Genomic DNA, 22452 nt, shown 5'->3' on the forward strand with positions numbered 1-22452 from the left:
CTCAAAGCCGCACCCCTCATCCAATCACCCGCGCGCCCAGTTCAGGCCCGTGTTCGGCGCGGCCAAGCCTTTGGTCCCACATCTGGCCCAGATCCTGCATCTCGGCTCGCAAGAGCGCTTCGTGCTGCCTGAGCCAACCCGGCACAGAGCCAAATTCGACCACTCTTGCGCGGCCCTTTTCAATGCGCACCACGGGCCAATCGCCTATCAACGCATTGTCGATGCCAAACATATCTGTGCCCCACCATTCGGCTGGGCCAAAGGCGTGGGTGACATGGCCCAACTGTTTCATTGCGGCCAATACTGAGGACGGCGTGACACTGTCGGCCTTCTCTACTGCGGCATGCCAGATATCGAGGATGGCGGCGTATTCCCAGCTCACCGCGGTCCAGCCGTCAGGATAGCGGCTGTTATATTCTTCAAAGAAGGCATTGGGCTGATTGAAGAAGAACGCTTTTTCACTGAGTGCAGGGTCGTCAAAATCAGGGAACTGGAAGGTGACACCTTCCATGAAGTCTCGCCCCAGTCGCTCCACCAGTTTCTGGTAGTGATCCAACGTACAGGACAGGATTTGACCGCCATACCCCTGCGCGGCTGCATATTCTGTCAGGGCATGCACCATGGGCGTATAGCTGGTGCACCAGCAAAGGATATCGGGCTTGGCCGCCAGCATGGGCCCCGCGACATCCTCGGCGGAGGCACCTTCGGCGGGGTATTGCACCTCTTTGACAATCTCGATGCCCGCCGCCTTGAAGGCCGCGCGGTAGGTGGCGAGAGATGGCAGGCCCATGCCATCCTGTTGGGCGCAGAGGGCCACGGTTTTCAGCTCTGGCCGGGTACGGGTGAGCCACTCGACGCCCGTCACAACATAGACAGGGTGCACCTCGGAGGGCGCGATCAGGTATGGCGAATCCGGAGACAGATCGGAGGGCAGAAGTGTCGAGGTCAGGATGCGACGCGCGTGCAAGTCATCGGCCACAGCTGCGTAAGCATCCCCGCCTAACATCATCATCAGCTTGATGTCATGGGTCTGTAAAAGCTGTGCCGCACCTTCCCGCGCGGTCTGTTCGGTATCGCCACAGTCTTGGGCATGAATGGCAATCGGATACCGCCGCCCATTGATGAGCACGCCGCCCGCCCGGTTCAGCCAGTTTTCCCAGATGCGGCATCCGTGTAGCCCGGGCAGACCCCAAGATACAGCCTGACCGGACAAGGGCGCCAGAAACCCAATATCCACCGTATTGGTCATGCCCACCGACAGACGTGGCATGGCGCCGGAGATGGCCAGTCTTTGGGCGAAGCTGGAGGTATCGATGGGGCGTCTCCGGTTTGGCGAAATGAATCTGTTGACAGACTGGTCCAGTCTTTGGCTTAATTCAAGGAACCAAAAGAACCAAAGTGAAATATTGGTTCAATCCAATCCAGGGAGAAAGACCACATGGCCAAAAAACGCGTTGCCGTGATCGGCGCAGGCCCATCCGGGCTGGCACAGCTCAGGGCGTTCCAGTCCGCCAAACAAAACGGCGAGGATATTCCGGACATAGTTTGCTACGAAAAGCAGGACGACTGGGGCGGTCTGTGGAAATACACCTGGCGCACGGGCGTCGGCGCGGATGGTGAGCCGTGCCATGGCTCGATGTATCGCTATCTGTGGTCGAATGGTCCCAAAGAGGGGTTGGAGTTTGCCGACTACACTTTTGATGAGCATTTCGGCAAAGAGATCGCAAGTTACCCGCCGCGCGCGGTTCTGTTCGACTATATCGAAGGCCGGGTGAAAAAGGCCGGCGTGCGCGACTGGATCCGGTTCAACAACACCATTCGCGATGTGCGCTATGATGAGGGTTCGGGCAAGTTCACAGTGACAGCGCGGGATTCTGTGAACGATTCCGAGACAGCCGAAGAGTTTGATCATGTGGTGGTGGCCAGTGGGCATTTCTCGTCGCCCAATGTGCCCTACTACCCCGGGTTTGAGAGCTTCAATGGCCGCGTGCTGCATGCCCATGATTTCCGCGATGCACGTGAATTCACGAACAAGGACATCTTGATCCTTGGCACGTCTTATTCGGCCGAGGACATCGGATCACAATGCTGGAAATACGGCTGCAAGTCGGTGACGGTGGCCCATCGTACGGCGCCCATGGGTTACGACTGGCCCGATAATTGGGAGGAAGTGCCTGCGCTTGTGAAGGTCGAGGGCAAGACGGCGCATTTCAAGGATGGGTCCAGCAAGGATGTTGACGCGATCATCCTGTGCACCGGCTACAAGCATCATTTCCCCTTCCTGCCCGATGATCTGCGCCTGAAGACGGCCAACCGTCTGGCGGCGGCGGATCTCTACAAAGGCGTGGTGTGGAACAAGAATCCCAAGATGTTCTACCTGGGCATGCAGGACCAGTGGTACACGTTCAACATGTTTGACGCCCAGGCCTGGTGGGTGCGGGACCAGATTATGGGCAAGATTGATTTGCCCGATCAGGCCACGATGGAGGCCGATCCGGTGGCGCGTGAGGCGGCAGAAGACGCTTTGGAGGATGACTACGCCTGTATCCGCTATCAGGGGGATTATGTGCGTGAGTTGATTGCCGAGACGGATTATCCCAGCTTTGATGTGGACGCGGCCAATCAAGCCTTCTTTGAGTGGAAGAAGCACAAGAAGAAGGGCATCATGGAGTTCCGCAACCATGGCTATACCTCGCCCATGACCGGCAAAAAGGCCCCGGCGCACCACACACCATGGAAAGACGCGCTGGATGACAGTCTGGAGAGTTATCTGCAGACGTAAGTTTGGCGGAATGAATTTGAGACCGGCTGCACCCGAGGGGTGTGGCCGGTTTTTTGTTGGGGTGTAGGTCTGGAATGCGGACAAAGCGGACCTTGAAAGGTCACTTCTTGTCTCGCGCGGCCTTCTCTTCTTTCGTCAGTTTATTGTTCCAAACGTTTTTGCTTAAGCCAAGCTCGCTTGGAAGCGGTTTGGTTTTTCCAACGCTGACCTTGCCGCCCTTGTTCATGAACTCCCGAATAAGCGCATCATCCGTGTTTTTTCTGGGAACATATTTCATGGGTTGGACCCTACATCGTCCCCGCACCCCAAGCAACGACGGCTTTGCGGACAAAGCTGCCGTTGAACACCCTCGCGCGGAATCAAGGGCCGCAGGCCCGCCGCGCGATCGCCAGACCGCCCCATCGGGCTGGCGATTGGCTCACGCAAGCGCGCCGATCCAAGGACATGCAGACTTGGCTGACATAAAGTGTTCAGAATTTGTAAAGGGTCGCCATCCCGCGGTCTGGCGATCGCGCGCCTCTGCTGATTAACGTGCAACACGGGCTCAAACCGGTCATTTAGACATAGCAGTGCGTTGATGAGATGAACGTGTGCCCTTACCCCGCCTTCACTGCCGCGCCAAGTTTGGCGGCTTTGCGGCCCGGTTCTTCGCGGCCGATGGAGCGGCAGAGGATCATCACGGGCAGCAGGCCAAACGCCACCAGCACGAGGGATGGTACAGCTGCTTGGGAGAGGCGTTCATCTGACGCAAGGCGGTGGGCCTGGACGGCCAAGGTCTGAAAGTTGAACGGGTGCAGGATGAGCGTGGCGGGGAGCTCCTTCATCACGTCGACAAAGACGATGAGGAGTGCAGTGAGCACCGAGCTGCGCGCGACAGGCAGGTGCACACGCCAGAGCAACCGTGGCCCGGATTGCCCCAATGACCGACCGATGGCATCGAAATGACCCGGTACTGTGGCCATGCCGCTGTCATAGGCGTTGAGCGCAGCGGCCATAAAGCGCACCATGTAAGCCAGCACCATGAGCCAGATCGATCCGGTGATCAGCAAGCCGGTGTCGATGCCGAAATTGCCTTCCATGAAACGGTCGATGACATTGTCGAGCCCCGCCATAGGCACCATCAGGCCAACGGCAATCACGCCACCGGGCACGGCATAACCCAGCCCTGCCCCGATGACGATGAGCTTGGAGCCACGTGTCGGCCGTGTGCGGGCGCGGAAGCCGACGAGGATGGCCCCGGCCACGGTGAGCACCGCTGCCACGCTGGCCACCAGAAGCGAGTTTTGCATGAAATCCAGGTAGCGGCTGGAAAACAGGTTCTGCCCTGAGCCGATGGCCATGCTGCCCAGCATGATGACCGGGATGATAAAGCCCAGCAACACAGGCAAGAAGCAAATCGCGAAGGCGATCCAGCCCGGTGCACCGGTCAGGTGAGGTTTCTCCATTGTCTCGAACCGCGCCCCGCGCCCCGCGGTTTGGGCTTTGCCGCGTTGGGCGCGCTCCAGCCCCGCGATAAGAAGCGCAAAGCAGAGCAGGCAGAGGGCAAGCTGTGCGGCGGCTGCGCGATTGCCGAGGCTGAACCACGCCTGGTAGATGCCGGTGGCAAAGGTCTGGACGTTGAAAAATGCCACGGTGCCGTAGTCGGCGATGGTTTCCATTACCGCGAGTAATGCGCCGCCTGCAATCGCCGGGCGCGCCATGGGCAGGGCTACGCGGTAAAAGGCGCGGATAGGTGAACGGCCCAGTGTGCGGGCGACCAGAAAGGCGTTTGAGGATTGCTGGCGAAACGAAGCACGCGCCAAAAGGTAGACATACGGGTAGAGCACGATGGTCAGCATGACCGCCGCGCCCCCAAGGCTTCGGATTTCAGGGAACCAATAATCGCGCGGGCCCCATCCCGTCAGGCCGCGCAGGAGCGTCTGCACCGGGCCGGGGTGGTCCAGCATGTGCGTGTAGGCATAGGCCATCACATAGGCCGGGAAGGCCAGCGGCAGAGCGAGAGCGATCTCCAGCCAACGCTGACCGGGAAAGCGGTAAACCGTCACAAGCCAGGCGGTGACAGAGCCGATGATCGCAGTCGATAGTCCAACCGTGATGACCAAAAAGAGTGTGGTGGCCGCGTAGCGCGGCAGCACGGGGGCCAGCACCTCTCGCCAGACGCTGAGGTCGCCTGTCAGCGCCGAAAGTGCAGCCGCCAGGATAGGCGCGACGCAAATCGCGACCACAAGCCAGGCCAGGCGGTGCAGCGTTTTTTCGGACATCAATTGCGCCTCTGGGTGGTTTTAACCCTTCCAGTGGCCATGGCTGCCACATTGCGGCGCAACTTGCCAGAAAAACCTGACAAAAACGTTTGTGTTTAGCGCTCTTGCGTGCCTTGGAAGGCATTTGCAGTGGACAGATACACAACGGCTGCGTCTCGCATGACCGTTGGGTCGTCACCTTCGGAGGCCTTGTGCAGTACTTCCAAGGTGTCCGGAAGGTCGGCCAATTCGGCATTTATGCGAGCGAGCGCCTCTTCCAGGGTGTAGGTCAGCTCATGCACCTTTTCCATGTCTTCCGCCGTCAGTGGGTCACGCGCGAGCACCTCTTCGACCAGGGCATTGTAGGTAATAAAATTTTTCACCGCTTGCTCCAATGTTTCTGATGGTTCCGCCGCATAGTGGCTCGGCGTTTCGTCAGCAAAGGCCGCGCCAACGAGGATTGCGGTCGCGAGGCTTATGCAGAGCAGGCTCCGGTTTTGGACAAGGGGCATCATGTGTTTGGTCTTTCTGAGGTATTTGGGAAGAGTTTACTTGGTCAGGATGAGCTTGCCTGCGCGGGTGATGCGCAGGGTATAATCCTTGTCATCCAGCGTGATTTGCGCAGTCGGCCCACCTTGGGTCAGGTCGCGCGCATCGTGTAGAACATCAGGTTCGGAATGTGCGGGCTGAGGCGGGGCAAACTCTGTTCTGGGAGGATGTAGCATCAGAGCCTCTCCTCATTGCGGTCGAGCATACGCTCGATCATCACATCAAGACACAAGCCACTTGAAAGCGCTGCGTGCAAAAGTGTTACGCGGCGTGGGCCGGGTGCGGGCGTGTGCAGAGGGACGGGGTGCGGAATTATGCGGTCCTTGAAGTCAGTCGAAACAGTCATCTTGTCGCTCCAATGGTTGCGATTAAGGTGCTGGCTGACCGCGTGTGGGCTAGCTTGCTTTTATTTCTGACTAAAATACTAAGCTTTGTCAAGCGCTCAAGTTTTGCTGGGCATTGCCCCGCCGCTGATGCTGCCTCTTGGCACGGCTGTTGCGTTGAGAATGGCATGGCATTGCGCGCCCGGTGCCAACTCCATTTCCTCAGCCGCACGGGCCGTGATGCGCGCCAAAAGGACGTCCTCTCCGGCGCGCAAACGCACAGCCACACCCGGACCAGCCCCGCGGTGCAAGGTTTCGACCGTCACGGGAAGCACGTTGTGAGACGACAGCCCTCGCGGCGGGTCACGCGACAACAACACATCCTGCGCCAGCACCCGAAGACGAATGATGGTGCCAGGTGCAGCGGTGACACCAGGCAAGATGATTTCACCCCCCGACAGTACAAGACGGCTGAGACCGTCAGCATCATGCCCTATCACCTTAGCGGGAAGGATCGCACCCGCCTCGCGCACGCCCAACAGCGGCAGAGCCTTGGGGTCACTCAGCACAGTTTCGGCGCTGCCGGACAAAGCGACTTTTCCGGATTGCAAGACGATCAGATCGTCGGCCAATCGCGCCACTTCTGCAAGGTTGTGGCTCACGTAGATGATCGGCACTTGCGCCACATCCCGCAGCCGTTCCAGATAGGGAAAAATCTCGTCCTTGCGCGGTTCATCAAGTGCTGCGAGGGGTTCATCCATCAACAACAGCCGCGGCCGTGAGAGCCAAGCGCGCGCCAGCGCGACCCGTTGTTTTTCACCGCCGGACAAGGTGCTGGGACGGCGGTCCAGTACTGCTTTAAGCCCTAGCAGTTCAACAAGGCGATTATCTTCTTTTGGGTCAAGGCCACCCGGCGCAAACCGCGCGCCAAAACGGATATTGTCGCGCACGCTCATATGCGGAAAGAGACGCCCGTCCTGAAACACGTACCCTATGCGGCGTTTGGCGGGTGGAGAGTGATGTCCACTTGCTTGATCAAACAGCACTTCGTCGCCCAGCGTGATCCGTCCCTCATCCGGCTTGAACAATCCGGCAATGGCATTCACCAGCGTGGATTTACCTGCGCCGGAGGGGCCAAACACGGCTGTGACGCCCGAACCTGCACGGCAAGTCACCTCCAGCGTGAAACCTTCAAAAGCGTGGCGGATATCAACCTGCAAACTCATGTCCGACCGATCCCCCGCGACACGCGGCGCGCCAGCCATTCCGAGATCAGCACAGCGCCGATGGCTACGGCCACGGCGAGCAATGTCAGACGAATGGCCCCCTCTTCACCTCCCGGCACTTGCAGAAAGGCATAGATCGCAGAGGGCAGTGTCTGGGTCTCGCCTGGGATGTTGGCAACGAAGGTGATCGTGGCGCCGAACTCGCCCATCGCTTTGGCAAAGCCAAGCACCACCCCGGCCAGAATGCCCGGCGCAATCAGGGGAAGCGTGATACGTGTGAACCGGGCTGTGCGGCCAGCCCCAAGGGTTTCAGCGGCCTCTTCCAGCTTGGGATCCACGGACTCAATCGCCAAGCGGATGGCACGTACCATAAGCGGAAAGCCCATGATCGCGGCGGCCAATGCCGCCCCGGTCCAACGAAAAGCCAGGACAATGCCGATCTCATTGAGCCAGGCCCCCACAGCGCCGGTTTTGCCAAATGTCAGTAAGAGCAGATATCCGGTGACCACTGGCGGCAGGACCAAAGGCAAATGCACCAGCGCGCTGAGCAGTGATTTACCCGGAAAGTCGCGTCGGGCCAAAAGCCAGGCCATGGCAATGGCGAAGGGCAGACTGATCAGAACCGCCCAGAAGGACACTTTGAGCGACAGGCCAAGAGCGGCCCATTCTGCACCTGTAAGGTTCATCTGAGACCTTCGGGGCGGGCAAAGCCGTGGGCAGCGAAGATGTCTTGCGCCGTTTTGGTGGTTAAAAATTTGTGAAACGCTTGCGCATCCGGGTGATCCCGTCCCGCAACGATAGCTGCGGGGTAGACAATCGGCGCGTGGTGTTCTGGATTGACGATATGGACCACATCAACGCCCAGCTCGGCCCTTGCATCGCTGAGGTAGACCACGCCCAAAGGCGCTTCACCTCGTGCCACGAGGGCCAATGCCGCGCGAACGTTTTCGGTTTCGGCAAGATGCGGGCGCAGGACCGACCAAAGCCCTGCGGTTTCCATCCATTCACGGGCATAGATGCCAGCTGGAACAGCTTGTGTTTGCCCAAGAGCCAAGCGACCGCCATCTAGTCGGTCCAGCAGCGCATCTGCATTTGGATCACGCAAGCGGTCTGCACCCGCAGGACCAACCACGACCAACTGATTGCTCAGAAACACCTGCTGCGACCCGGCTTTCACTGCGCCTTGTCCGTCCAGCCAAGTCATCCAAGCCGCGTTGGCCAGCAACACCAGATCAGCCGGAGCGCCCTGCGCCACCTGCCGCGCCAAGAGCCCCGATCCGCCATAAGAGATCACGATGTCCACATCAGAGGCCTCGGCCACATCTTCCAGTGCGCCTTGCAGCGAGGCAGCGGCGAAGACTGTCACTTGCGCGTGCACAGGCACGACTACAAGCCCTGTTAAAACAGCGCAAATCCTTAGGAAAAGGTGAAAAAACACGATCATTGGGGCGAGTATTTCTCAGCCCCATGGCATTGGCAAGCCCATGCGGCGCACCCATATGTCGAAGAACAGAGAGTCCCGAACACAACATATTGTCTGAAATTTTCAAAAAACAGTGAAAAATATAGATATTTATGGAATTTAGCTCTAGTTTGCGCATATACATTTTGAGGGCGGTGGCAGAAAAGTCGGGAAGAACCCGGTGACCCAAGCAAAGATGAAACAATTACCTTTATCCGTTGAAATCACTGACAAACGCGACATGCGAACGCAATTTGCAGCGCTGTGTTATCGTGTCAAAGACGACAAAACAGAAGTGCTGATGATCACCTCGCGGGGAACAGGGCGCTGGATCATTCCCAAAGGCTGGCCCATGGACGGCAAGACACCTGCTGATTGCGCCTTGACCGAAGCCTGGGAAGAAGCCGGCGTCAAAGGCAAGGTGTCAGGCGGGTGTCTTGCACTCTATTCCTATGTCAAAGGTATCAGCGCGGACGAACAACTGCCCTGTGCTGTGATGGTGTATCCGGTAAAGGTGAAATCTCTGTCGAAAAACTACCCGGAACATGACAAGCGCAAACGTCAGTGGATGAGCCCCAAAGCTGCGTCCAAGCGTGTGGAGGAACCAGAGCTTGCGCATCTGTTGCGTAAATTTGACGCAAAACGTTTTGTTGCATAAGCCCTGAGATTTGTCGAAAATTCTTGCACCAGTCGTTGGCGTGATTAGGTGTAGGTATACAAGGGTAACTGGAGCGCATCCTCGTGATCAAGTTCACATTGAAATGTGACCAGGACCATCGCTTTGAAAGCTGGTTCCAATCCTCAGACGCGTTTGACAAGCTCAAGCGCGCCGGAATGGTGACTTGTAGTATGTGCGGCTCGGAGGCGGTGGAAAAGGCGATTATGGCTCCCACCGTGCGCGCCAGCCGCAGCGTGGCTGCTGCCCCGACCGAGGGGACAAAGTCACCCGCGCTCACAACGCCGACGACGGAAATGGAACAGGCGCTGGCTGCGTTGAAAAAGCAGGTGGAAGAAAACTCCGAGTATGTCGGCATGAATTTCGCGTCTCAAGCGCGGGATATTCATGACGGATTGGCGCCGAACCGGGCGATCCACGGCGAGGCCAAACCCGAAGAGGCGCGCAAGCTCATAGAGGACGGGGTACCGGTCAGCCCCCTGCCCTTCATCCCCAATCGCAAGACAAATTAACGCGCTTGCCGCGCGTGCAACGGCTTCGTACTCTGCATCACCGATGGAGGGGCAGCCATGCATGTATTGATCACAGGAGCCAACCGAGGAATCGGCGCGGCTTTGGCAGACGCATTTAAAACAAACGGCGCGCAGGTCACCGGCACGTCCCGGCAACCGGGACTTGAAGCAGAGTTGGATGTGACAGACCCCAATAGCCATGCCGCTTTGGCCCAGTCATTGGATGGAGCGGCGATTGATCTTTTGGTGTGCAATGCAGGCGTTTATCTCGACAAAGGTCAAATGCTAAGCGATGGGTTTCCACCTCAGATGTGGGCCGATAGTTTTGCCGCCAATGTGACCGGTGTGTTTCTTGGCATTCAGGCCCTGATGCCCAATCTGCAGGCGGCAAAATCGGCCAAGATCGCGATCCTGTCCAGCACAATGGCAAGCGACACCCGCGCGCCGGGTGGCAGCTATATCTATCGCGCCTCCAAGGCGGCAGCGCTGAATCTTGGGCGCAATCTGGCGGTGGATTTGAAGCCTTTGGGGATTGCAGTGGGTATTTATCACCCTGGATGGGTCCGCACGGATATGGGCAGTGATGCGGCCGATATTTCGGTTGAGGAGTCGGTCGCGGGTCTGATGGAACGATTTGCGGCGCTGGACCTGAACTCCACAGGCTGCTTTGAGAACTGGGACGGGCGCAACCATCCATTCTAGCCGCACAAAAGTCTTTCAAAGACTTTTGCCAAATCCTTACAGAAAGGATTTGGTCCCAGCGACCACCTAAACCTTGCCCTTCTGCGGCTTGCGCCGTAAACCGCCTGCGACGTGATCCAAGGACATAGGCCATGCCTCTGCTCGTGATGAAATTCGGTGGCACATCTGTTGCCAATATCGACCGCATCCGCCGCGCCGCGAAACGCGTGGGCGTGGAAGTGGCCAAGGGCTATGATGTGATTGTCATTGTCTCGGCCATGGCCGGGCGCACCAATGAGCTGGTGGGCTGGGTCAATGAAACCTCACCGATGTATGACGCGCGCGAGTATGACGCGGTGGTGTCGTCAGGCGAAAATGTCACCGCCGGCTTGATGGCTTTAACTTTGCAGGAAATGGATGTCCCGGCCCGCAGTTGGCAGGGATGGCAAGTGCCGCTTCTGACGACCTCGGCGCATTCGGCGGCACGGATTGAAGAAATCCCCACGGACAATATCAATGCCAAATTCGCCGAAGGCATGAGAGTGGCCGTGGTTGCGGGTTTTCAGGGGATCAGCCCGGAAGGCCGGATTACCACGCTGGGCCGGGGCGGATCAGACACCACGGCGGTGGCCTTTGCGGCAGCATTTGAGGCGGAACGATGCGACATCTACACGGATGTCGACGGGGTTTACACCACCGATCCACGGATCACCGACAAGGCGCGCAAGCTGGAAAAGATCGCTTTTGAGGAGATGCTGGAACTGGCCAGTCTTGGGGCCAAGGTGCTTCAGACCCGCTCGGTAGAGCTTGCGATGCGCTATAATGTACGCCTGCGTGTGCTGTCGAGCTTTGAGGAACAATCGGACAATGCGGGCACGCTTGTATGTGCCGAGGAGGACATCATGGAATCCAATGTGGTCAACGGGATCGCCTATTCCCGCGATGAGGCAAAGATGACCTTGATCTCAGTGGCCGACCGCCCGGGGATCGCGGCGGCCATCTTCAGCCCGCTCTCAGAGGCGGGCGTGAATGTCGACATGATCATTCAGAACATCTCGGAAGAGGGGCGTACCGATATGACGTTCTCTTGCCCCACAGATCAGGTGGCACGGGCACAAAAGGCCATGCAAGCGGCCAAGGACAGTGGCGAGATCAATTTCCATGATCTGGTCGCTGACACCGAAGTTGCCAAAGTGTCTGCCGTGGGCATCGGAATGCGCAGCCAGTCGGGGGTTGCTGCGAAAATGTTCGAAACACTTCGGGACGAAGGTATCAATATCAAGGTGATCGCGACCTCAGAGATTAAAATTTCAGTCCTGATCGACCGCAAATACATGGAACTTGCCGTTCAGGCCCTGCATGACGCCTTTGGGTTGGACAAGGCGGCCTGATCCCCTGCATGGTGCACGGTGAGGCCTTGCTGACTCGCGGCAGGGTGGATTGGGACAGACCATGGCGTCGAATTTTCAAACTGATACCCGACAGATGTTGGGACGGCTGCGCGGGGTTATGTCCGAGGATGCGGCAGGTCAGGCGCGACTGGATCGCATCACGCAGCTCATTGCCGAAGAGATGCGCACTGAGGTGTGCTCGATCTATCTGTTTCGCGATGAAGACACTCTGGAGCTTTGCGCCACTGAAGGTTTGAATCCGGATGCCGTTCACCAGACGCGTATGAAGCTGGGTGAAGGTTTGGTGGGGCGCGTGGCGCGGTCTGGCAAGCTGATGAATACCGATGATGCGCCCTCGACCAAGGGTTTCCGCTACATGCCGGAAACCGGTGAAGAGGCTTACAGCTCTTTTCTTGGGGTGCCGGTGCAGAGGCTGGGCGAAAAGCTCGGCGTTTTGGTGGTGCAATCCAAGGAAGCCAGAGTTTTCTCAGATGAAGAGGTTTATGCCGTTGAGGTTGTGGCGATGGTCATCGCCGAGATGGCGGAGCTGGGCGCGTTTGTGGGCGAAGGAGCGGCAATGTCCGCACGCCACCAGCAGCCTGTGCTGTTTCGGGGCGGCACGGCGCAGGAAGGTGCCGCGCAGGGGAACGTCTGGCTGCATGAACCGCGTGTTGTTGTCACCAATCCGTTTGCCGATGACCCTGACCGCGAGATGGAACGCCTCAGCGAAGCTGTTGAGACCCTGCGCGTAGGCGTGGATCGTATGCTCTCAACGGCGGCGAGCGGCGACAAGGAACAACTTCAGGTGCTGGAAGCCTACCGAATGTTTGCCAATTCCAAAGGCTGGATGAAGCGCATGGAGGAGGATATCGCGCGCGGCCTGTCGGCGGAAGCGGCAGTGGAGAAAGAACAGTCTGCCGCCCGCGCACGCATGTCCCAGGTCACGGATGCGTATCTACGCGAGCGGCTGAATGACTTGGATGATCTGAGCAACAGGCTCTTGCGCATTCTGACAGGTCAGGGATCCGTCACCGGAGCAGAAATGCCCGACAATCCGATCCTTATTGCGCGTAACATCGGGCCGGCAGAATTGCTGGATTATGGCCGGTCGCTAAAAGGCATTGTCCTGGAAGAGGGTTCTGTTGGCTCTCATGCGGCGATTGTGGCCCGCGCGCTGGCCATCCCGCTGGTCATTCATGCCGAACGGATCACCACAGAAGCGCTGAACGGGGATTTCATCCTGGTGGACGGCGATCAGGGTGTTGTGCATCTGCGCCCCGATGACAGCGTCATCAGCGCCTTTCGCGACAAGATGGCGATGCAGGCGCAGGCACAGGAACGCTATGCCTCGATCCGCGACAAACCCGCTGAAACGCTTTGCGGTCAGCGCGTGACGCTGATGATGAACGCGGGGCTGATGGCTGACCTGCCCAGCCTGGAAAGTTCTGGTGCCGAGGGTGTGGGCCTATTTCGAACTGAGCTTCAGTTCCTGGTGCGCTCGCAGATGCCCAAACGAGCCGAGCTGAGCAATATCTATGCACGGGTGATCGAAGCGGCCAAAGACAAGCGTGTTTGTTTTCGCACGCTCGATATCGGATCAGACAAGGTGTTGCCCTACATGCGCGCCGTGGATGAGCCGAACCCGGCCCTGGGATGGCGCGCAGTGCGGGTGGGCATCGACAAACCGGGCGTGATGCGCATGCAGCTTCAGGCCTTTGTGCGCGCGGCTGCGGGTCGTCCCCTGACGGTCATGTTCCCTTTTGTGGCGCAACGCGAAGAGTTCACAAAGGCGCGGGCCGAAATGGATAAGGCGTTGGAACGTGAGCGCATTCTTGGCCACCCCTTGCCTGAGCGGATTGAAGTGGGGGCGATGCTAGAAACGCCCTCACTCGCCTTTGCGCCGGACAGCTTTTATGACGAGGTCGATTTTCTGTCGATTGGCGGCAATGACCTCAAACAGTTCTTCTTTGCGGCAGACCGTGAGAATGAGTTGGTGCGTCGCCGCTATGACACGCTCAACGTCAGCTTTCTGACCTTTCTGGAACAGATCGTGGCGCGCTGCGAAGCGCATAAGACACCGCTATCATTCTGTGGCGAAGATGCGGGCCGCCCTGTCGAGGCCGCTTGTTTTGCGGCCATCGGTTTGCGCGTGCTCTCCATGCGACCTGCCTCCATCGGGCCGGTTAAATCCGTGCTGAGACGCACCAACCTTAGAGAGCTCAAGGCGGTGATTGAGGAGGCTCGGCAAACAGGCGTGATGTCGGTAAGACCCGCGGTGATGGAGTATCTTAAGGAAAAACTCTAAGAACGTTACCGTTCAGGCACGTTTTACGGGTGGCGCTTCCACAAGCTTACGAAAGTCTTCGACAAGGTTTTCATGGGCGACATCCGCCTCGATGGCCAACCTGCGCAGGCCAAAATGCACATGCGCCATTTGTTGGTAGTAGCTCATATAAGCATAGTTCGTGGCGGCTCCGGCGGCGGCCCCCAGAACAGGCACAGTTTGTGCGGCGAGCTTCTGACCCAGAACGGTGGCCAATCGCGGGGCGACACGCGCAATCAGGGCCTGCACGGCGGTGCCAGTGACGGCGACACGGGTGCTCAGGAAAGCCAGATCGGTGCCGTCATCATGATCTAGCGGCCCGGCGGCCGCGAAGATCTGAATGCAATCGTATTGCACGCCCGGCTCGGACGGATCGAAACCGTGCTCAACGGCGACGTCCTGAATGGCGCGCAAAAGTACGGCGGTGGTCACTGGAAGCTCGGCGAGAGCCGTCGGCAACCCTCCCATGCCGCCTGCGGCGCCCATGGCGGTGCTTAGGGCGCGGCTCCACCAACCGGGCGTTTCAGAGACGACATCGCGCGACCTGTGTGCGGCCTTCATGGAGACACGCAGGGCGGATTCGGTGGTTTCGCCCAGTTTCGCACGCACTGGTTCCGGCAAACGCGCCAGAAGGCCCTCGGCCTGCCCACCGATGGTGTTTAGGATCTGAATGCCGACATTTCCGGCACGAGCGTGGCGCTGCGCCAGCTCGGACAACCGCGCGTCGACCTCCTGTTTCGGAGGTTTCGGGGGCAAAACATCAATCGGATATGTAGGCTTCATATTTTCAAGATCGGGTTTTCACCGCGAATTTTCAAGCGCTGCGGGTGACTTGGCCTCTGACCCCTGACCACGCATCCGGGACCAGTGCCGCGCCCAAAACCCGTTCAGGGTTGGTGGGTGGCGGCATTTCCACGCCCTCTAGGCGGTCAAATCCGAACCGTCCGTAATACGGCGCGTCGCCCACAAGCATGGCCCGCGCCCAGCCGGTCGCCCGCGCCTTTTCAAGAACCTCCCGGATCAGATACCCGCCCAAACCTTCGCCTTGGCGCGTGGGGTGAACCGCGATGGGGCCCACCAGAATGGCGTTCGCCTCACCTATGGTGACAGGCCAGACACGAATGGCACCGGCCAGAATGCCATCGGCATCGCGCGCCACAAGACACAACTCTGGCACCGCCGCCACGCCTTCGCGCAAACGATAAGACGACAACGCCTCGCGCCCCGGCGCAAAGCACAGGTCATAAAGCGCTTCGACTTCCCACCAGTCGTCTTTTGTTTCCTGCGTCAGATCGTACACCGCAGAGCCTTCCAAAAACCAGTAGATCGCGGCCTAGCATGGGGTTAGGTGTCTTTCCATATTCAACTGATTGTCCAAGCGGCAAAAATCCTGAGGTGTTCCATGTTCTATCGCCCCGAAGACGGTCACGGCCTGCCGCATAACCCGTTCAATGCTGTTGTGTCGCCGCGCCCCATTGGCTGGATTTCCACCCGTGGATCAGATGGATCTGAAAATCTGGCACCTTATTCGTTTTTTAACGCAGTGGCTTACGTGCCGCCGCAGGTGATGTTTGCCTCAACCTCGGCCAAACCGGACCGTGGCGACACCAAGGACAGCGTGGCCAATATCCGAGACACCGGCGTGTTTTGCGTCAACATCGTGGCCCACGACATGAAGGACGCGATGAACCGGACTTCTGGGGCTTGGGACAAAACCGTGGATGAGTTTGACGATGCCGGGATTGAGCGCGTGGCGTGCGAGACAATTGCCTGCTCCCGCGTTTTGAGCACGCCGGCCGCACTGGAATGCAAACTGACACAGATCGTGCAGCTACCGGGTGAGGCGAATTTCACCGTCTTTGGCGAAGTGACCGGTGTGCATCTGCGCGATGATTGCCTGAAAGACGGGGTCTTTGACGTGCTAAGCTACAATCCTTTGGCGCGCATGGGCTACAAGGATTATACAGTTGTGCGCGATATCTTTTCGCTCAGCCGTCCGGGGGAATAGGGCAACAGGGGTTAGTGCCCTGCCCCCAGAATTCCGGTTTTCACATCATAATCCACGGCCAAACCATAGTCGGGATCATCGTCACTATCGACAACGAGGTGGCCGGCCTTGTTCAAGAGCCGATGACAATCGCGGGTCAGGTGTCGCAGTTGAATGCGTTTTCCGGCGGTTTCGTATTTGATGGCAATGGCTTCGATCGCCTGTAGAGCCGAATGATCAACCACCCGGCTTTCGGCAAAGTCCACCACGACCTTATCCGGATCGGATTTGGGGTTGAAGAGTTCAGAGAACCCCGCCGCCGAGCCAAAAAACAACGGCCCCTGCACACGGTAGACTTTGGCGCCCTCAGGCGTGGTCTCGGTGATGGCATGAATGCGCGTGGCATTGTTCCACGCATAGGCCAGCGCCGAGACGATGACACCCACGACAACGGCAATCGCGAGGTCATACTTGACCGTCACGACCGTCACTAGGACGATCACCACCGCATCAGTGAGGGGCATCTTGCGCAAGATACGCAGCGAGTTCCACGCAAAGGTCCCAATCACCACCATGAACATCACACCCACCAGCGCCGCGAGCGGGATCTGTTCGATCAAGGATGAGGCAAAGAGGATGAAGGCGAGCAGGAACAGTGCGGCGGCAATGCCTGCAACACGTGTGCGTCCGCCGGATTTCACGTTGATCATGGACTGACCAATCATCGCACATCCGCCCATGCCGCCAAAGAAGCCAGTGGCCGTGTTGGCCACTCCTTGTGCTATGCATTCCTGGCTTGCGCCGCCACGCTGGCCGGTCATTTCGCCCACAAGGTTCAGGGTCAGCAGGCTTTCGATAAGGCCAATCGCCGCGAGGATCACAGCATAGGGCAAAATGATCTCAAAGGTTTCCCACGAGAGGGGTACTGTGGGGATGTGAAAGCTTGGTAATCCGCCCTGAATGGACGCCAGATCCCCAACGCGCGGCACGTCGAGACCAAAGACCACCACGATTCCTGCCACAAGCGCAATGGCGCCAAGCGGTGCGGGCACGAGCTTGGTGACCCTTGGCATGAGCCAAATCACCGCCATGGTGAGCGCCACAAGCGCAAGCATCGTCCAAAGCTCGATGCCCGACAGCCATTCGCCGCCGCTCATCCCGTGACCAGTGTTGACCATCGTGCCGGGAACCTTGAACTGGCCCAGCTGCGCTAGGAAGATAACTATGGCCAGCCCGTTCACAAAACCCAGCATCACGGGGTGCGGGACAAGCCGGATGAATTTGCCCCAGCGCAACGCGCCGGCCGCAATTTGCAAAAGCCCCATCAACACAACTGTGGCAAAGAGGTATTCCACGCCATGCTGTGCCACGAGCGCCACCATGACCACGGCCAGCGCGCCAGTGGCGCCGCTGATCATCCCCGGACGACCGCCTATGAGCGCGGTGATCAAGCCGACGATGAACGCCGCATAAAGCCCGACAAGCGGGTGCACTCCGGCGACAAACGCAAATGCGACCGCTTCAGGCACCAGAGCAAGGGCGACCGTCAGGCCCGACAAAAGCTCAATGCGGATGCGTGATGCGCTCAGCCGTTCCTGTGGCATCAGGTTGAGGTCGGACAAATCGATCCGTTTGGCCCAGTCGGCCAGCAAACTGCGTTTCAAAGACTGTCCTGCTCTGTAGATGGAAAGCTGCGGGAGGGCCCTGTTAGCGGCAACCGAGGCGCTTGACCATTGTCAAATTCGGAACGCTGCCATGCGCGGCACGGAAGACACGCAGGCGCGTGTTACTTGTCGTAGTATTCGCGATACCAGGCGACAAACTTCGCAATCCCGTCCCGCACGTCCGTCTCCGGGCGGTAACCTGTCAAAGACTGCAACAGAGATGCGTCCGCCCATGTGGCCGGAACATCGCCCTTTTGCATCTCCATCATGTTGCGCGCGGCAGGCATGCCCAGCGCCTCCTCGATGGCATCCACAAAATCCAAAAGCTTTACGGTTTGAGAATTGCCGATATTGACGATCCGGTAGGGCGCGACGGGCGACAGGCTGTCGCCTTCCGCAATGTCATCGGGGCTATCCGGGCGTTCTGGGATGGCATCCATCAAAAGCCGGATACCCCGGACAAGATCGGTCACGTAAGTGAAATCGCGATGCATGTCACCATGGTTGTAGATGTCGATCGCCCGGCCTTTGAGAATTGCATCCACGAACTTGAAATAGGCCATATCGGGTCGCCCCCATGGGCCATAAACCGTGAAAAAACGGAACATGGTCGTCGGCAGGTTCCACAGATGGGCGTAGGCGTGGCCCATGGATTCGCAGGCCTTCTTGGTGGCCGCGTAGATTGTCATCTGGGTGTCAGCCTTTTGCGTCTCTCGATAGGGCATGTCCGTTTCCGCTCCATAGGCCGAGGACGTTGACGCCATTAGAAGATGACGCACCTCGTGGCGGCGCGCGGCCTCCATCACGTTGAACGTGCCCACCACATTGGCGTCAATATAGGCGCGCGGGTTTTCCAGGCTGTAGCGCACACCGGCCTGGGCGGCGAGATGCACGATGATGTCGGGCGCGCAGGCATCAATGGCGGCGTCCACGGCAGCCTGATCCTCAAGCATCGCCTCCGTGGCCACAAACCTCTGATTTTGCATCAACATTTGATGGCGGCGTTGTTTGAGAGAGACGTCGTAATAGTCCGTCATCCCGTCAAGCCCATGCACTTGCATGCCTTCATCCAGCAAGAGCTGTGCCAGATGATACCCGATGAACCCCGCGGTTCCGGTGATGAAAACCTTGGTCATGTGGATCGGGCCCTTGCCAGCTGTCAATCTGGCCTAGCGATACCGATCCGGAACCGTTGGCACAAGGTATTCGCGTTGCTCTTTGCTTGGCAGCGGGAACAGGACGGGTGTCTTCACCTCGCGAACCTCATCTGTTTTCGCAAATTGATCGTCTTTCGAGGTGATTCCCCGCAAGCGCTCGTCAAAAGCGATTTGACGCCCACGGCCTTCTGATTTGGCCTGATACAACGCCAGATCCGCATCCTCCATCATGCGTTCAAGGTTCGGGTGTTCATACTGGCAACTTAGGGTGCTTCCCATGCTGCCGGAGATGCGGCACGCTTGTCCGTTGAAATCAATGGGCCGTTGCAACCGCTCAATCAGGCGTGCGCTTATCTGCGCAAGTGTTCTTGCTTCGACAATGGTGGCAAATATCAGCACAAATTCGTCCCCTCCAACACGAATGATTGTGTCATCATCTCGGGTTTCTTCGCGTAAGACCTCCGCCACTTCGCGCAGAACGTGATCGCCTGCAGCATGGCCTTTTGTATCATTGACCGCTTTGAAATGATCCAGATCGAGTTGCATGAGGGCGAAATCCTCGCCAGCCTCGATCAGGCGAGATACGACCGGCTCTAACGCACGGCGATTGCGCAGCCCGGTCAACGTATCGGTATATGCACGTTCTTCGGCGGCGATCTTGGCTCCTTGAAGCCTTGTGTTGAGCTTGCGCGAGGCCTGCATCGCGGCGGATTTGGCTTCAACCAGATAAAGAAGCTCGACAGTAAGATCCGTAATGGCAAAATCCGCATCACTCAGGTTGAAGGCCTGCACAGCCTCAACAACCGATATCCCGAATGACAGGTTGATTAACGCGCCACCCGGAGGACCCAACGCCCCATTTTCCGGCAAGGGTAAAAGCACACCCTTCATTTCAGCGCGAGATCGATGCCGCAGCATGAAATGCAGGCGTTTGCCCTTGGCGCTGAGCAAATCCTGCATGTTTGGTCCAAGCTTGGGGCGTTTGAGTTCAAAAAGCTCCAAAAACCGTTTGCCGTTCAGGCGGTCGCCTCCAAACACCTTGGTCAAGGTCGGCCCAGTGTGCACAACATGACCGGTTGCATTGAGGACCACATGCATGGGGCACAGGACATCCAGCATTGACGTTACATTGGGGCTTGGCGAAGAGATCATGACGCGTTCACAGCAAGTTCGAAGCGGCGACCTTCGGTGAAGGAATTATGCAAAAGATTGACAGAAATCACCTCTGTCCCCTCGCGCCCGCCTTTGTGCTCTAACAAAACCAACGCACCAAAATCATCCGCCAGAGCGCGCAAGAGCCCCATAAGCACATGACCAAACGCCACGGGTCCTTGCATTTCGTCCCGGATTACTACCGAGAAATGATCAAGATTGTGCTCTTTCAATTCGAACTGTGGCAGGTTCAGATCATCAAGCGCCAAGCGCGCTCGTGCGGGCAAATCTTCGAGCGAATGCAGGAATTCAACGAAATCCCTTCCGGAAAACCGCAGGAGGCGGCGCAGGGATTCGGCACTGGGATGTGACACGAGGAATGTGCCGATATCCTCCAGAATGTCCGACTGGTCCTTTTTTAAATGGTCTGAGAGACCCTCCAAGACCTGCATGGTGACCATATCCTCGTACGTCAGCATCGCCTCGAACTCGGTGAAATCGAGATCCAGTTTTTTGGTCAATGCGATCCAGTCCTTGCCGCCATAGGTCTGGCGTACAAACATCTCAATGGCTCGATTTATAAGCCCATGCATGAAGACCTCCGGCAATTTCCGGGAAACTGTCGCAGGGCTGTGTTAAAAAGATGTAAATGGATTTAGTTGCTGATTGTCAGGCATTTACCTTTATCTAGAAGTCTGTTGGCGCACCGCCTTCCTCTTTGCGACGCGCGACAAAGGCTGACAGTTCCTCACGGATTGCCTCATCTATCGGCGGCGCTTCAAACCCTCCGATGATGTCCTGGAAAGTCTGGTGTGCACGTTGTGCTGTCCAGATACCGCCTGCGGCCTCCCAAGCTTCAAAATTGCGCCAATCGCTCAGGTAGGGCTGATAAAACGCGGTGGTGTAGCGATCTTGCGTGTGCTGAATGCCAAAGAAATGGCCCTGATTGCCGACTTCGCGAATGGCGTCGAGGGCGATGTCATCGGGGCCTGTCGCCGTGATCATCGGATCCATATATCGCTGAATATGCTGCAGGATTTCGCAATCCATCACGAATTTCTCCGGGGATGCGATCAACCCGCCCTCTAGCCAGCCTGCGGCGTGATAAACCATATGCGCGCCGGATTGAACAGCCGACCACAGGCTGTTGGAGGTCTCCCACATGGCTTGCCCATCTGGCACATTGGCCGCGCAGACGCCACTGGCGCGCATGGGCAGCCCGTAGAACCGGGCCATCTGACCGGTCATTTGGGTGGCGCGCATGTATTCCGGTGTGCCAAAGGCGGGTGCGCCAGATTTCATATCCACGTTGGACGTGAACGTGCCAATCGCACAGGCAGCCCCTGGGCGGATGATCTGTGCAAGGACGATGGCGCAAAGCCCTTCGGCGAGAGATTGTGCTACAGCACCTGCCATGGTCACAGGCGCCATCGCACCGGCCAAAGTAAAGGGTGTTACCACCAGCCCTTGATTGCGCCGGGCCAGACGCATCCAGCCATCGAGCATCGGGAAATCATGTTTGAGAGGCGAAGTTGAATTGATGTTGGAATACATCTTCGGTCCAGCCTCGAACTCTTCATCCGAATGCCCGCCTGCGATGCGCACCATCTCCATCACGTCTTCGACCCGTTCTTTGCCCAGGCAATACGCATGGGCCACCTTGTCTGTGAGGGTGAGCTTGTCATAGAGCACATCCAGGTGACGGATGCTGGCATGGATGTCTTGCGGCTCAACAGGGTAGCCCCCGACAAAGTGGATGCAGTTGAAATACTGGCTCAATTTCAAAAGATTGGCACACATCTCGCGCGTACCGGTGACTTTCTTGCCAATCTCCATATCCCAATAGCTGGGCGGCGAGGAGACGTTGCCAAAGTTCAAATGCTTGCCACCGATGGTGATGGTCCGCTCTGGATTGCGCGGCGTGATGTCAAACTGTGACGGCGCTTTGCCCACCATCTCCATCACAAAATCCCGCCCCATGCGGACGTTTTCCCCGTCAATCGTGCAGCCCCCTGATCCTTTCAGAATTTCCACAGCCTCAGGGTTCAGAAACTCGACGCCTATCTCTTCAAGAATGCGCATCGCACCGTCATGGATCGCCTGAATGCCCTCTTCGGTCAGCGGCTCGATTGGACGATCAGTGTTGATTGGCGGGTTCCAGGGCATCTGGTCGATGATGGTCGTGCCGCGTCGCGTGGCGTTGCCCGCCCGTCCGCCGCTGCGTCGTCTGCGTGTGGATGCCTCTGCCATGACCTTGGCCCTCCTTGGTGGCTTGGTCTTATGCAAGCATCGGTTTGGAGCGGAGGTTTGTCACTTTACGACACATG

Annotated in this window: 23 protein-coding genes; 7 read left to right on the forward strand and 16 right to left on the reverse strand. The window is 58.0% G+C overall.

Annotated features, from left to right (window positions below; all coding sequences use genetic code 11):
- Nucleotides 1-16 precede the first annotated feature (16 nt).
- Nucleotides 17-1315 (reverse strand): ABC transporter substrate-binding protein, encoded by a 1299-nt coding sequence (locus RZS32_RS03450; protein WP_317057839.1) that lies wholly within the window; start codon nucleotides 1313-1315, stop codon nucleotides 17-19.
- Nucleotides 1316-1438: 123 nt separating this feature from the next.
- Between RZS32_RS03450 and RZS32_RS03455 the strand changes: the two genes are divergently transcribed.
- Nucleotides 1439-2782 (forward strand): flavin-containing monooxygenase, encoded by a 1344-nt coding sequence (locus RZS32_RS03455; RefSeq protein WP_317055636.1) that lies wholly within the window; start codon nucleotides 1439-1441, stop codon nucleotides 2780-2782.
- A gap of 100 nt (nucleotides 2783-2882) precedes the next feature.
- Here RZS32_RS03455 and RZS32_RS03460 read toward each other — a convergent pair whose 3' ends face one another.
- The 8 genes from RZS32_RS03460 to modA all read right to left on the reverse strand — a co-directional run bounded on the left by RZS32_RS03460 (nucleotide 2883) and on the right by modA (nucleotide 8504).
- The gene (locus RZS32_RS03460) at nucleotides 2883-3059 is read right to left on the reverse strand and encodes a hypothetical protein (RefSeq protein WP_317055637.1); all 177 of its coding nucleotides are present in this window, start codon (nucleotides 3057-3059) and stop codon (nucleotides 2883-2885) included.
- A 319-nt stretch (nucleotides 3060-3378) separates the two neighbouring features.
- Complete coding sequence (locus tag RZS32_RS03465; RefSeq protein ID WP_317055638.1) at nucleotides 3379-5043, reverse strand: ABC transporter permease; 1665 nt, start codon at nucleotides 5041-5043, stop codon at nucleotides 3379-3381.
- Nucleotides 5044-5138: 95 nt separating this feature from the next.
- Nucleotides 5139-5537 carry a DUF6746 family protein gene (locus RZS32_RS03470; RefSeq protein ID WP_317055639.1) on the reverse strand — a complete coding sequence of 133 codons (399 nt, stop codon included), beginning with the start codon at nucleotides 5535-5537 and terminating at the stop codon, nucleotides 5139-5141.
- A 33-nt stretch (nucleotides 5538-5570) separates the two neighbouring features.
- Nucleotides 5571-5747, reverse strand: a complete 177-nt coding sequence (locus RZS32_RS03475; protein WP_317055640.1) for a hemin uptake protein HemP — start codon at nucleotides 5745-5747, stop codon at nucleotides 5571-5573.
- On the reverse strand, nucleotides 5747-5917 hold the full coding sequence (locus RZS32_RS03480) for a hypothetical protein (protein ID WP_317055641.1): 171 nt from the start codon (nucleotides 5915-5917) through the stop codon (nucleotides 5747-5749). The genes RZS32_RS03475 and RZS32_RS03480 overlap by 1 nt, the downstream gene beginning before the upstream one ends.
- 96 nt (nucleotides 5918-6013) lie before the next feature.
- Nucleotides 6014-7120 carry a molybdenum ABC transporter ATP-binding protein gene (gene modC, locus RZS32_RS03485; protein WP_317055642.1) on the reverse strand — a complete coding sequence of 369 codons (1107 nt, stop codon included), beginning with the start codon at nucleotides 7118-7120 and terminating at the stop codon, nucleotides 6014-6016.
- A complete protein-coding gene (gene modB, locus RZS32_RS03490) occupies nucleotides 7117-7806 on the reverse strand; it encodes a molybdate ABC transporter permease subunit (protein ID WP_317055643.1) in 690 nt (229 codons plus the stop codon). Before modB ends, modC begins: the two co-directional genes overlap by 4 nt.
- Nucleotides 7803-8504 (reverse strand): molybdate ABC transporter substrate-binding protein, encoded by a 702-nt coding sequence (gene modA, locus RZS32_RS03495; protein WP_339106805.1) that lies wholly within the window; start codon nucleotides 8502-8504, stop codon nucleotides 7803-7805. Before modA ends, modB begins: the two co-directional genes overlap by 4 nt.
- Nucleotides 8505-8823: 319 nt before the next feature.
- On the opposite strand from modA, the gene RZS32_RS03500 reads away from it, so the two are divergent.
- From RZS32_RS03500 to ptsP, 5 genes are all read left to right on the forward strand, one after another.
- A complete protein-coding gene (locus RZS32_RS03500; RefSeq protein ID WP_317055645.1) occupies nucleotides 8824-9240 on the forward strand; it encodes an NUDIX hydrolase in 417 nt (138 codons plus the stop codon).
- A gap of 83 nt (nucleotides 9241-9323) precedes the next feature.
- Complete coding sequence (locus RZS32_RS03505) at nucleotides 9324-9770, forward strand: DUF1178 family protein (protein ID WP_317055646.1); 447 nt, start codon at nucleotides 9324-9326, stop codon at nucleotides 9768-9770.
- Between the two features lie 57 nt (nucleotides 9771-9827).
- The gene (locus tag RZS32_RS03510) at nucleotides 9828-10472 is read left to right on the forward strand and encodes an SDR family oxidoreductase (protein WP_317055647.1); all 645 of its coding nucleotides are present in this window, start codon (nucleotides 9828-9830) and stop codon (nucleotides 10470-10472) included.
- Between the two features lie 131 nt (nucleotides 10473-10603).
- Nucleotides 10604-11842, forward strand: coding sequence for an aspartate kinase (locus RZS32_RS03515; protein ID WP_317055648.1), 1239 nt, complete (start codon nucleotides 10604-10606; stop codon nucleotides 11840-11842).
- A 61-nt stretch (nucleotides 11843-11903) separates the two neighbouring features.
- Complete coding sequence (gene ptsP, locus RZS32_RS03520) at nucleotides 11904-14147, forward strand: phosphoenolpyruvate--protein phosphotransferase (RefSeq protein ID WP_317055649.1); 2244 nt, start codon at nucleotides 11904-11906, stop codon at nucleotides 14145-14147.
- Nucleotides 14148-14159: 12 nt separating this feature from the next.
- Here the strand turns inward: ptsP and RZS32_RS03525 are convergent, their stop codons facing one another.
- Nucleotides 14160-14948, reverse strand: coding sequence for an EcsC family protein (locus RZS32_RS03525; RefSeq protein WP_317055650.1), 789 nt, complete (start codon nucleotides 14946-14948; stop codon nucleotides 14160-14162).
- A gap of 31 nt (nucleotides 14949-14979) precedes the next feature.
- Entirely contained in the window at nucleotides 14980-15465 is a 486-nt protein-coding gene (locus RZS32_RS03530; RefSeq protein ID WP_317055651.1) for a GNAT family N-acetyltransferase, read from the reverse strand.
- A 102-nt stretch (nucleotides 15466-15567) separates the two neighbouring features.
- On the opposite strand from RZS32_RS03530, the gene RZS32_RS03535 reads away from it, so the two are divergent.
- Nucleotides 15568-16173 (forward strand): flavin reductase family protein, encoded by a 606-nt coding sequence (locus RZS32_RS03535; RefSeq protein ID WP_317055652.1) that lies wholly within the window; start codon nucleotides 15568-15570, stop codon nucleotides 16171-16173.
- Nucleotides 16174-16184: 11 nt separating this feature from the next.
- On the opposite strand, the gene RZS32_RS03540 is transcribed toward RZS32_RS03535, so the two are convergent.
- From RZS32_RS03540 to RZS32_RS03560, 5 genes are all read right to left on the reverse strand, one after another.
- On the reverse strand, nucleotides 16185-17756 hold the full coding sequence (locus RZS32_RS03540) for a SulP family inorganic anion transporter (RefSeq protein WP_422395953.1): 1572 nt from the start codon (nucleotides 17754-17756) through the stop codon (nucleotides 16185-16187).
- Between the two features lie 182 nt (nucleotides 17757-17938).
- Complete coding sequence (locus RZS32_RS03545; protein ID WP_317055654.1) at nucleotides 17939-18952, reverse strand: SDR family NAD(P)-dependent oxidoreductase; 1014 nt, start codon at nucleotides 18950-18952, stop codon at nucleotides 17939-17941.
- Between the two features lie 33 nt (nucleotides 18953-18985).
- The gene (locus RZS32_RS03550; protein ID WP_317055655.1) at nucleotides 18986-20125 is read right to left on the reverse strand and encodes a diguanylate cyclase domain-containing protein; all 1140 of its coding nucleotides are present in this window, start codon (nucleotides 20123-20125) and stop codon (nucleotides 18986-18988) included.
- On the reverse strand, nucleotides 20122-20718 hold the full coding sequence (locus RZS32_RS03555; RefSeq protein WP_317055656.1) for a heme NO-binding domain-containing protein: 597 nt from the start codon (nucleotides 20716-20718) through the stop codon (nucleotides 20122-20124). Before RZS32_RS03555 ends, RZS32_RS03550 begins: the two co-directional genes overlap by 4 nt.
- A gap of 94 nt (nucleotides 20719-20812) precedes the next feature.
- On the reverse strand, nucleotides 20813-22375 hold the full coding sequence (locus tag RZS32_RS03560) for a trimethylamine methyltransferase family protein (protein ID WP_317055657.1): 1563 nt from the start codon (nucleotides 22373-22375) through the stop codon (nucleotides 20813-20815).
- Nucleotides 22376-22452 lie beyond the last annotated feature (77 nt).

It is taken from the genome of Roseovarius sp. W115 (genome assembly GCF_032842945.2).
In the GTDB taxonomy this organism is placed as follows: domain Bacteria; phylum Pseudomonadota; class Alphaproteobacteria; order Rhodobacterales; family Rhodobacteraceae; genus Roseovarius; species Roseovarius rhodophyticola.

Bases quoted from the DNA above. Each gene is read 5' to 3' on its own strand.
- RZS32_RS03455 (WP_317055636.1), top strand. From the start codon at position 1,439: ATGGCCAAAAAACGCGTTGCCGTGATCGGCGCAGGCCCATCCGGGCTG.
- RZS32_RS03460 (WP_317055637.1), bottom strand. From the start codon at position 3,059: ATGAAATATGTTCCCAGAAAAAACACGGATGATGCGCTTATTCGGGAG.
- RZS32_RS03465 (WP_317055638.1), bottom strand. From the start codon at position 5,043: ATGTCCGAAAAAACGCTGCACCGCCTGGCCTGGCTTGTGGTCGCGATT.
- RZS32_RS03470 (WP_317055639.1), bottom strand. From the start codon at position 5,537: ATGATGCCCCTTGTCCAAAACCGGAGCCTGCTCTGCATAAGCCTCGCG.
- RZS32_RS03475 (WP_317055640.1), bottom strand. From the start codon at position 5,747: ATGCTACATCCTCCCAGAACAGAGTTTGCCCCGCCTCAGCCCGCACAT.
- RZS32_RS03480 (WP_317055641.1), bottom strand. From the start codon at position 5,917: ATGACTGTTTCGACTGACTTCAAGGACCGCATAATTCCGCACCCCGTC.
- modC (WP_317055642.1), bottom strand. From the start codon at position 7,120: ATGAGTTTGCAGGTTGATATCCGCCACGCTTTTGAAGGTTTCACGCTG.
- modB (WP_317055643.1), bottom strand. From the start codon at position 7,806: ATGAACCTTACAGGTGCAGAATGGGCCGCTCTTGGCCTGTCGCTCAAA.
- RZS32_RS03500 (WP_317055645.1), top strand. From the start codon at position 8,824: ATGCGAACGCAATTTGCAGCGCTGTGTTATCGTGTCAAAGACGACAAA.
- RZS32_RS03510 (WP_317055647.1), top strand. From the start codon at position 9,828: ATGCATGTATTGATCACAGGAGCCAACCGAGGAATCGGCGCGGCTTTG.
- RZS32_RS03515 (WP_317055648.1), top strand. From the start codon at position 10,604: ATGCCTCTGCTCGTGATGAAATTCGGTGGCACATCTGTTGCCAATATC.
- ptsP (WP_317055649.1), top strand. From the start codon at position 11,904: ATGGCGTCGAATTTTCAAACTGATACCCGACAGATGTTGGGACGGCTG.
- RZS32_RS03525 (WP_317055650.1), bottom strand. From the start codon at position 14,948: ATGAAGCCTACATATCCGATTGATGTTTTGCCCCCGAAACCTCCGAAA.
- RZS32_RS03535 (WP_317055652.1), top strand. From the start codon at position 15,568: ATGTTCTATCGCCCCGAAGACGGTCACGGCCTGCCGCATAACCCGTTC.
- RZS32_RS03540 (WP_422395953.1), bottom strand. From the start codon at position 17,756: ATGCCACAGGAACGGCTGAGCGCATCACGCATCCGCATTGAGCTTTTG.
- RZS32_RS03545 (WP_317055654.1), bottom strand. From the start codon at position 18,952: ATGACCAAGGTTTTCATCACCGGAACCGCGGGGTTCATCGGGTATCAT.
- RZS32_RS03550 (WP_317055655.1), bottom strand. From the start codon at position 20,125: ATGATCTCTTCGCCAAGCCCCAATGTAACGTCAATGCTGGATGTCCTG.
- RZS32_RS03555 (WP_317055656.1), bottom strand. From the start codon at position 20,718: ATGCATGGGCTTATAAATCGAGCCATTGAGATGTTTGTACGCCAGACC.
- RZS32_RS03560 (WP_317055657.1), bottom strand. From the start codon at position 22,375: ATGGCAGAGGCATCCACACGCAGACGACGCAGCGGCGGACGGGCGGGC.